At 34.4% G+C, this 6,098-nt stretch carries 5 protein-coding genes; 2 read left to right on the top strand and 3 right to left on the bottom strand.

Features of this window, described 5'->3' with window-relative positions:
- Window positions 1–70: 70 nt before the first annotated feature.
- From MW688_RS21620 to MW688_RS21610, 3 genes are read right to left on the bottom strand one after another with little or no spacing between them, the layout of a single operon-like run.
- Entirely contained in the window at window positions 71–832 is a 762-nt protein-coding gene (locus tag MW688_RS21620) for a phage tail protein (RefSeq protein ID WP_486738083.1), read from the bottom strand.
- Window positions 804–3,062: a putative baseplate assembly protein gene (locus tag MW688_RS21615; protein ID WP_486738082.1), complete on the bottom strand. Its 2,259-nt coding sequence runs from the start codon at window positions 3,060–3,062 to the stop codon at window positions 804–806. Before MW688_RS21615 ends, MW688_RS21620 begins: the two co-directional genes overlap by 29 nt.
- A gap of 18 nt (window positions 3,063–3,080) precedes the next feature.
- On the bottom strand, window positions 3,081–3,473 hold the full coding sequence (locus MW688_RS21610) for a GPW/gp25 family protein (RefSeq protein WP_486738081.1): 393 nt from the start codon (window positions 3,471–3,473) through the stop codon (window positions 3,081–3,083).
- A gap of 166 nt (window positions 3,474–3,639) precedes the next feature.
- Between MW688_RS21610 and MW688_RS21605 the strand changes: the two genes are divergently transcribed.
- Window positions 3,640–5,157: a pentapeptide repeat-containing protein gene (locus tag MW688_RS21605; protein ID WP_486738080.1), complete on the top strand. Its 1,518-nt coding sequence runs from the start codon at window positions 3,640–3,642 to the stop codon at window positions 5,155–5,157.
- A 234-nt stretch (window positions 5,158–5,391) separates the two neighbouring features.
- A complete protein-coding gene (locus MW688_RS21600) occupies window positions 5,392–5,841 on the top strand; it encodes a hypothetical protein (protein WP_486738079.1) in 450 nt (149 codons plus the stop codon).
- The last annotated feature ends 257 nt before the right edge of the window (window positions 5,842–6,098 follow it).

The following is a 6,098-nucleotide window of genomic DNA, read 5'->3' as shown; positions in this document are numbered from 1 at the left end:
ACTCATTACTCATTACTCATTACTCATTACTCATTACTCATTACTCATTACTCATCCCCCATCAGTAACATTAGGTAAAGATGCGAGGGTCTGAGTTCATAGATGTTTCTAAGACCACATCATAAGTACACCAAGCTGGTTTTTGTTGTTCGATAATTAAATAAATTATTTTGAAGTAATTAATTAATTGACCATAAAAATTGATCACTAGAGATAGGAATAAGTTTAATGATTGTCTTTGCCAAAATGAAGTAGCAATTGCCAATGCTGCCTCTAAACAGCTAATGAAACTATTTAATTCTCTGGGGTCAATTTGTATTTTAACAATAAAGTGATAGGGATTTCCGTCTAAATAAGTGCTTTCATCTAGTTCGGATTCTTCAAGAATAAAAGGAGGAAAATAATCAATTATTTCCAGATCATCTTGATTAATTCCCGTGTATAAATGTAAATAGAGTTTTAGTCCAGCTTTTGTACCTCTTAGTTGATAAATTTTAATGGCATTAGCAATCAAGCGCCGCTGTTGTGATAATTCTAATTCAGGGAGTGATTCCCAACCTACCCAATAGGCTAAAAAAGGGAGCATACTTTCAGGCGCTATCATGGGATCTAAATAAGCCCACATTGCCTCAAGCTGGTCAACAATCGGTTCAAAAGTATTTTCAAAAACCTTGAGGAAACGACCAATAAAATTAATCTCACGATAGATTTCTGGTAAAAAATTTAAATATAAACTAGAACTTTCATCTAATTCTGTGGGATTATTAGTTTGACTACCAGTTGATAAAGCTGAGGTAGGTTGATTAATCGATAAATTTGATGTTGTGTACATAATCTTGTGAGCAACAAACTATTTGGGTTTTACCTATTTTGACTAAATCTTGATTAGCTAACTCTTGTGACTCAATAGCCACTTCTACTCTAGCTACATATAAGATATTGGGAAGAAATTGCATCAGCCAATAAATATCGGAAGCGTAAATATCTTCTTGAAAATTCCAACCTTTGCCTCTATATTCTCTTAAAGATTCTTTTGGCGCTTGAAGTAAATCTCGACCTCCAGTTAATGGGTCTAAAAATTTATTCAGCAATTCGTTAATATTTTCTTCTTCTTGTTCTAGATTTGATGATTTTTTGAGTTTAACCTGCATAGTGATTTTGATGGGTACATAATCTGGGTCTTTGAACTCCACATGAACCCCTATCAAGGTTTTTTCTGCTAATTCCTGTTCTAGTTTGTGTTTTAACTCTGTTTCTGCCAAATAAGAAATCTTAAAAGGTTTATATCGGCTTTTGTCTTGGTTATCAGGATGAATTACCAAAGTATAGAGATTAACCTGACCAGGAATTAAGCTATCAGTGGTACATAAAACTTTATCTATTTGTCCGCCGCCAATTTCTTGAGTGAGTATTTCAAAATCTTCCTTAGTGACAGCGCGATCGCGGTTTTTAAGAAAGTTAGGAACTTTCAGTGCGGCTTCCTGGAGAGATTGGGCATCACGACCACCTGTAGCCTGAATATGGTTAGTAACAGAATCTACATAGGGAAGAGAAGTTTTTAAAATTCTTAAGCTGTTGGGAATAACATTGCCACTAATTCCCCCACCACTGCGATACTTAGTAATAATAATTTCTGCCTCTTTGAGGGGAATCCTTCCTCGTTGGGCATTTTCTTGAATGTAATTTTCTTTGGTAATCTTTTCTAAGAGTTCTTCTTTTGTTTCTTGGTTTTTCGGTATGCGAGACCAATTAGATTCTAAAATTCGGGGCCCAAATTGGATCATTCCTTTTTGATTATCTACTACATAGTGTTTAGATTCTGAATTGGAATTAGCAAAATTAGCAACCTCCTCCCATTCTTCTTGTGTTCCATACTTAACTTTGATAACTTCTTCCTTTTCTTTTCTTTCTTCGATGCTTCCTAGTATTGGGGAAGCCGATACATAAAACCTTTGTCCTGGTTTACCGTCACTAATGCCCAAGATTTCCTCTTCCTCAAATCTACAGTTAGTAGCTTCAACTCTACCACCTATAGACCTAATAGAAAGTTCTTGAATTCTGGGAGAACTTACATAGCGGGATAGTTCAGCTTGTTCTACCTCTGGATTATCGCATACACACCGAATCCAATAACGAGACTCTCTATCTTGATTATCTGTAACTTCTTTTTTTAACTGCTTTGGTAGATAGAGAGTGATTTTCCCCGATGCAGTTACCATTCCGTTATCATTTCTAATATTTGTAGTAGCATTGAATCTAAATCCATAGGTTTGATCGTCTTCTTGTTTTTCTAAGATTGGTTGCCAAGACACTTCTGTTTCTTCTTCTCCTTCACACCAAGCTTGCCATAGTCTTGGAGGATCGTTAGAAGCGTTGACTCTTAGTCCTTCTGGCGCCGCAACTTCCCCCCTCAAGTCAATCTCTAAAATATTACTGTTTAAATCGCTATCACTGGCAATACATAAGTAAAAACTGTTACCTTTTTGCGGTTGACTAGCAAATATTTCTCTAAGTTGACTACCTGTACTTTGCCAATTATCAGCAGGAAGGTTTAAACTTCCTGAAATTTCACTGAGATTATCAAACTCAGCATTGTTATCCCTATATACGCCAATCAGTCGCGGCTTACTAATTACTAAATTTTCATTAGTGGAAAAAATAATCGATTGCTTATTTTCTGTGCGTTTAGTTCCTACTTCTGTACCTGCTTCAATCTCTAATTGATTATTAGCAGTGTTGAGAGATTGATGCTTAATGAAAAAAGTTAGTGGTGTTGTAGCGGCTTTTGGTGGTTCTAAGCGTATCCCTAATAGTTCTAAAAAACCTATATAGTTACGGCGGGGTATTTGATTAAACCTCAGCAACATCTGATCCGTTAACCAGGCAAACAATTCTACTAGGGTAATACCTGGATTACTTGGGTTAAAATCTGTCCACTCTGGACAGTATTGGGGTATAAGTGCCAGACATTCTTGATATAAATCATTAAACTGGCGATCGTCTAAATTACTTTTAGGTAATTCCGGTAAAAAATCAAAGTTAACGCGATCGTTAGGAGGCATTTACAGCTTTTCCCTCTGCTAAGTTTGTAAATAAAATGGATAAACTATGCTGTCAGGTTGATATGTTTGTTTGATACGATACTCAATTACAATATCTAATCTACCTATAATTGAGTTAGGTTCTACTAATATTTCTTCTAAATCAATACGCGGTTCCCACATCTCTAAGGCTTCTTGAACATAAAAACGTACTAAGTATAGAGTTTTAGTATCCATTGGCGCAAACAGTAGTTCTGAGAGTCTACAGCCAAAGTTGGGACGATATACTCTTTCTCCTAGTTTAGTCCCCAGAATAATTCTGATCGCTTCTTTAATTAATTGTCCCTCAGAACTAAGAGAGATCTGACCTTGGAAATTTACATCCAGTGGAAAGGACCAGCCTTTACCCAAATAGGCAAGTTCTTCACTCATACCAATATATATAAAATTACTTAGCTAAGTTTAAAATAACTAATTTTTTCATCACAGACTATTAGACTAAGGTCTAATTTACTTTTTTATAGATCACTCAGTAAGATAGTATCTGTTCCTACCTACACCACTAGCGCTAACCTTGGAGTCTTTATGGAGGTTTCCGATGGAGACAGTTTATGTCAAGGGTTCTGATTTAAATTTACCTCAACCAAATAAACTTTACCAGATTAATATTAAAAGTGATAAAACTACAATTATTGATATCTATAAAGATATAGATGGTGAAATTCTTGATGCTAGATGTGGTCAATCTAATGATGAGGTATACATCCTTCACGAAAAATACGGACAGTTCTACACAACTAAATTCAAACTCGATTCAAATCAAGCAAATAAACTTAAATCTATAGATCATGGACATAATAAGTTAATTAGTATAACTTATCAAAAAAATGATGATATTTTGTATGGTTATACCGAAGACAACAAAATTATCAAAGTTATTTTAAGTCAAGATGGACAAAATATAGAAGATACCCAGGAATGTGATTTTGTAACCCCTAATAAGGAAATCAAAACCATAGACTTAATAGATAGAAACGGTAACAAAGATTTAAGCTGTATTGTTAAAGATATCTCAGATAATAGTTATTCATTGTGTTCTATAGATTTTATAAATCTTGATGATAATAACAAGCAGGCACAATTAAGAGATAATGCACAGGAAATTAAGACTGACTCACATATAGATAGTTTAGATGATTGTTCATTTAGAGGTTTATATGCCTGGAAAAAAAATGATTCTAAAAAACTATATAAACTAGATTTAAATGATCCAGATTCTCTTACTTTGAAAGAAGTAGAAATTCATTTATCACCACCAAATCCCAGTTCACCACCAGCAGCAACAAACACTCAATCACAAACAACTCTAAATTCACCACCAGCAGCAACAAACACTCAATCACAAACAACTCAAAATTCACCACCAGCAGCAACAAACACTCAATCACAAACAACTCAAAATTCACCACCAGCAGCAACAAACACTCAATCACAAACAACTCCAAATTTACCACCAGCAGCAACAAACACTCAATCACAAACAACTCCAAATTTACAACAAGGCAACACTATGGTAGATATACAAGCAAAACCAAGCAATGGACAACCAAGCAATGGACAAGGAAAAGACGAAATAGAATTAACCTTTGCTGAAGTAGTTAAAACATATCGCAAAGTCAGAGAAGATTCTCTAGACAATATAGATATAAAAACTCAAGCAAAAAAAGAGAAAAATATAGATGAAGCAAAAGAAGTAAAAATAAAAATTATAACCAATGAAGGAGCAATTTATAAATCAGAAAATTTAGAAAAAATTAACTTAGAAGCGGCTATTTTTGATGACAAATATCAATTAAATAATATAAATTTGCAGTCAGCAATTCTCAAGGGAGTAAGTCTAAAACAAGCTCGATTAACTGATGTAAATTTAACTCAAGCTAACTTAGAGGGAGCAGATTTATCAGAGGCAGTTTTAATAGGAGTATGTTTAGAAGGTGCAAATTTAGAAAATATTAACCTAAAAGATGCTGTTTTAAGGTATGTAAATCTTAAAAATGCAAAAATGACTAAAGAACAATTAAGTAATGTCAAAGAAATGTTTAGTACGCTTACTTAAAAATAGAGAAACTAATATATAGCAATTCTTATACTGGTGAGGTACAGAGGTTATCGCTTTGAGGCACCGAGGCAGGAGGCAGCTATGCTGCTATGCTGGTGTTTTATGTACCTCATGAGTCCGATAAACGCTATATTATAGAGAATAATAATAAATTCAAAATCAACTAGGGGCGGATCGCCAATCCCGAGAAATTTGCAGGAATTGAAAATTCTTACAACTTAGAATATGACAATGCTATTTAATTATTTTTGGTTAATGGTGATCGCTATTAATGTTATTGATGCTGCTATTGTATGGTGGAAAGTACAAAAGCGAATCGGAGAAAATCCCGCGTTACGACCTGGATATTTAACCTTAATTAAAGTGTGTTTGCTGGCAAAAAGTGTTCCATGGCTAGTTATGGGTATTGGAGTTATGAAAGCAGGTTTGTCATACCAAGATTATCTAGATCCAAACCGCAGTAATCCTTGGGTGGTTGCTTGGTGGCTATCTTGGTTGTTTATATTACTGTTATATTTTTATTGGATTTGCTTTCGACAAGGTGCAGAAATACTCATCAGATATCCCGGGATTTTGCGTCGTAACCGGAATAATCCTAAAAATTTTAAAATTGAAGCAATTATAAGCTTATTTATTTTTGTAGTTGCTACTATTGTGTTTTTTGCTCAAAAGCCATCTTAACTCAGATCTTGCATCTTTACCTAATGTTACTGGTGGTGGTTGAGTAATGAGTAATGAGTAATGAGTAATGAGTAATGAGTAATGAGGGTTCTACCGAGTGAACTATGCTAAATCTTCAATTGTTTTTAGCATAATTGAGTCTGTAGAACCAAAATCAACCAGGGGCGATCGCCAACCGGGAGAAATTGGGGAAAGTAGCTATACTTAGAGCAAAGCACCAGTACTATTGTACTAACTAATCCTTATTCAAAATTGAT

Source organism: Johannesbaptistia floridana (assembly GCF_057440575.1).
Note: the sequence above shows the minus strand (reverse complement) of the source record. Positions and strands in the feature narration are given on the sequence as shown.

What these genes read in the sequence shown, in the direction of transcription:
- MW688_RS21615 (WP_486738082.1), bottom strand. Translation starts at nt 3,062, where the DNA reads ATGCCTCCTAACGATCGCGTTAACTTTGATTTTTTACCGGAATTACCT.
- MW688_RS21610 (WP_486738081.1), bottom strand. Translation starts at nt 3,473, where the DNA reads ATGAGTGAAGAACTTGCCTATTTGGGTAAAGGCTGGTCCTTTCCACTG.
- MW688_RS21600 (WP_486738079.1), top strand. Translation starts at nt 5,392, where the DNA reads ATGCTATTTAATTATTTTTGGTTAATGGTGATCGCTATTAATGTTATT.
- MW688_RS21605 (WP_486738080.1), top strand. Translation starts at nt 3,640, where the DNA reads ATGGAGACAGTTTATGTCAAGGGTTCTGATTTAAATTTACCTCAACCA.
- MW688_RS21620 (WP_486738083.1), bottom strand. Translation starts at nt 832, where the DNA reads ATGTACACAACATCAAATTTATCGATTAATCAACCTACCTCAGCTTTA.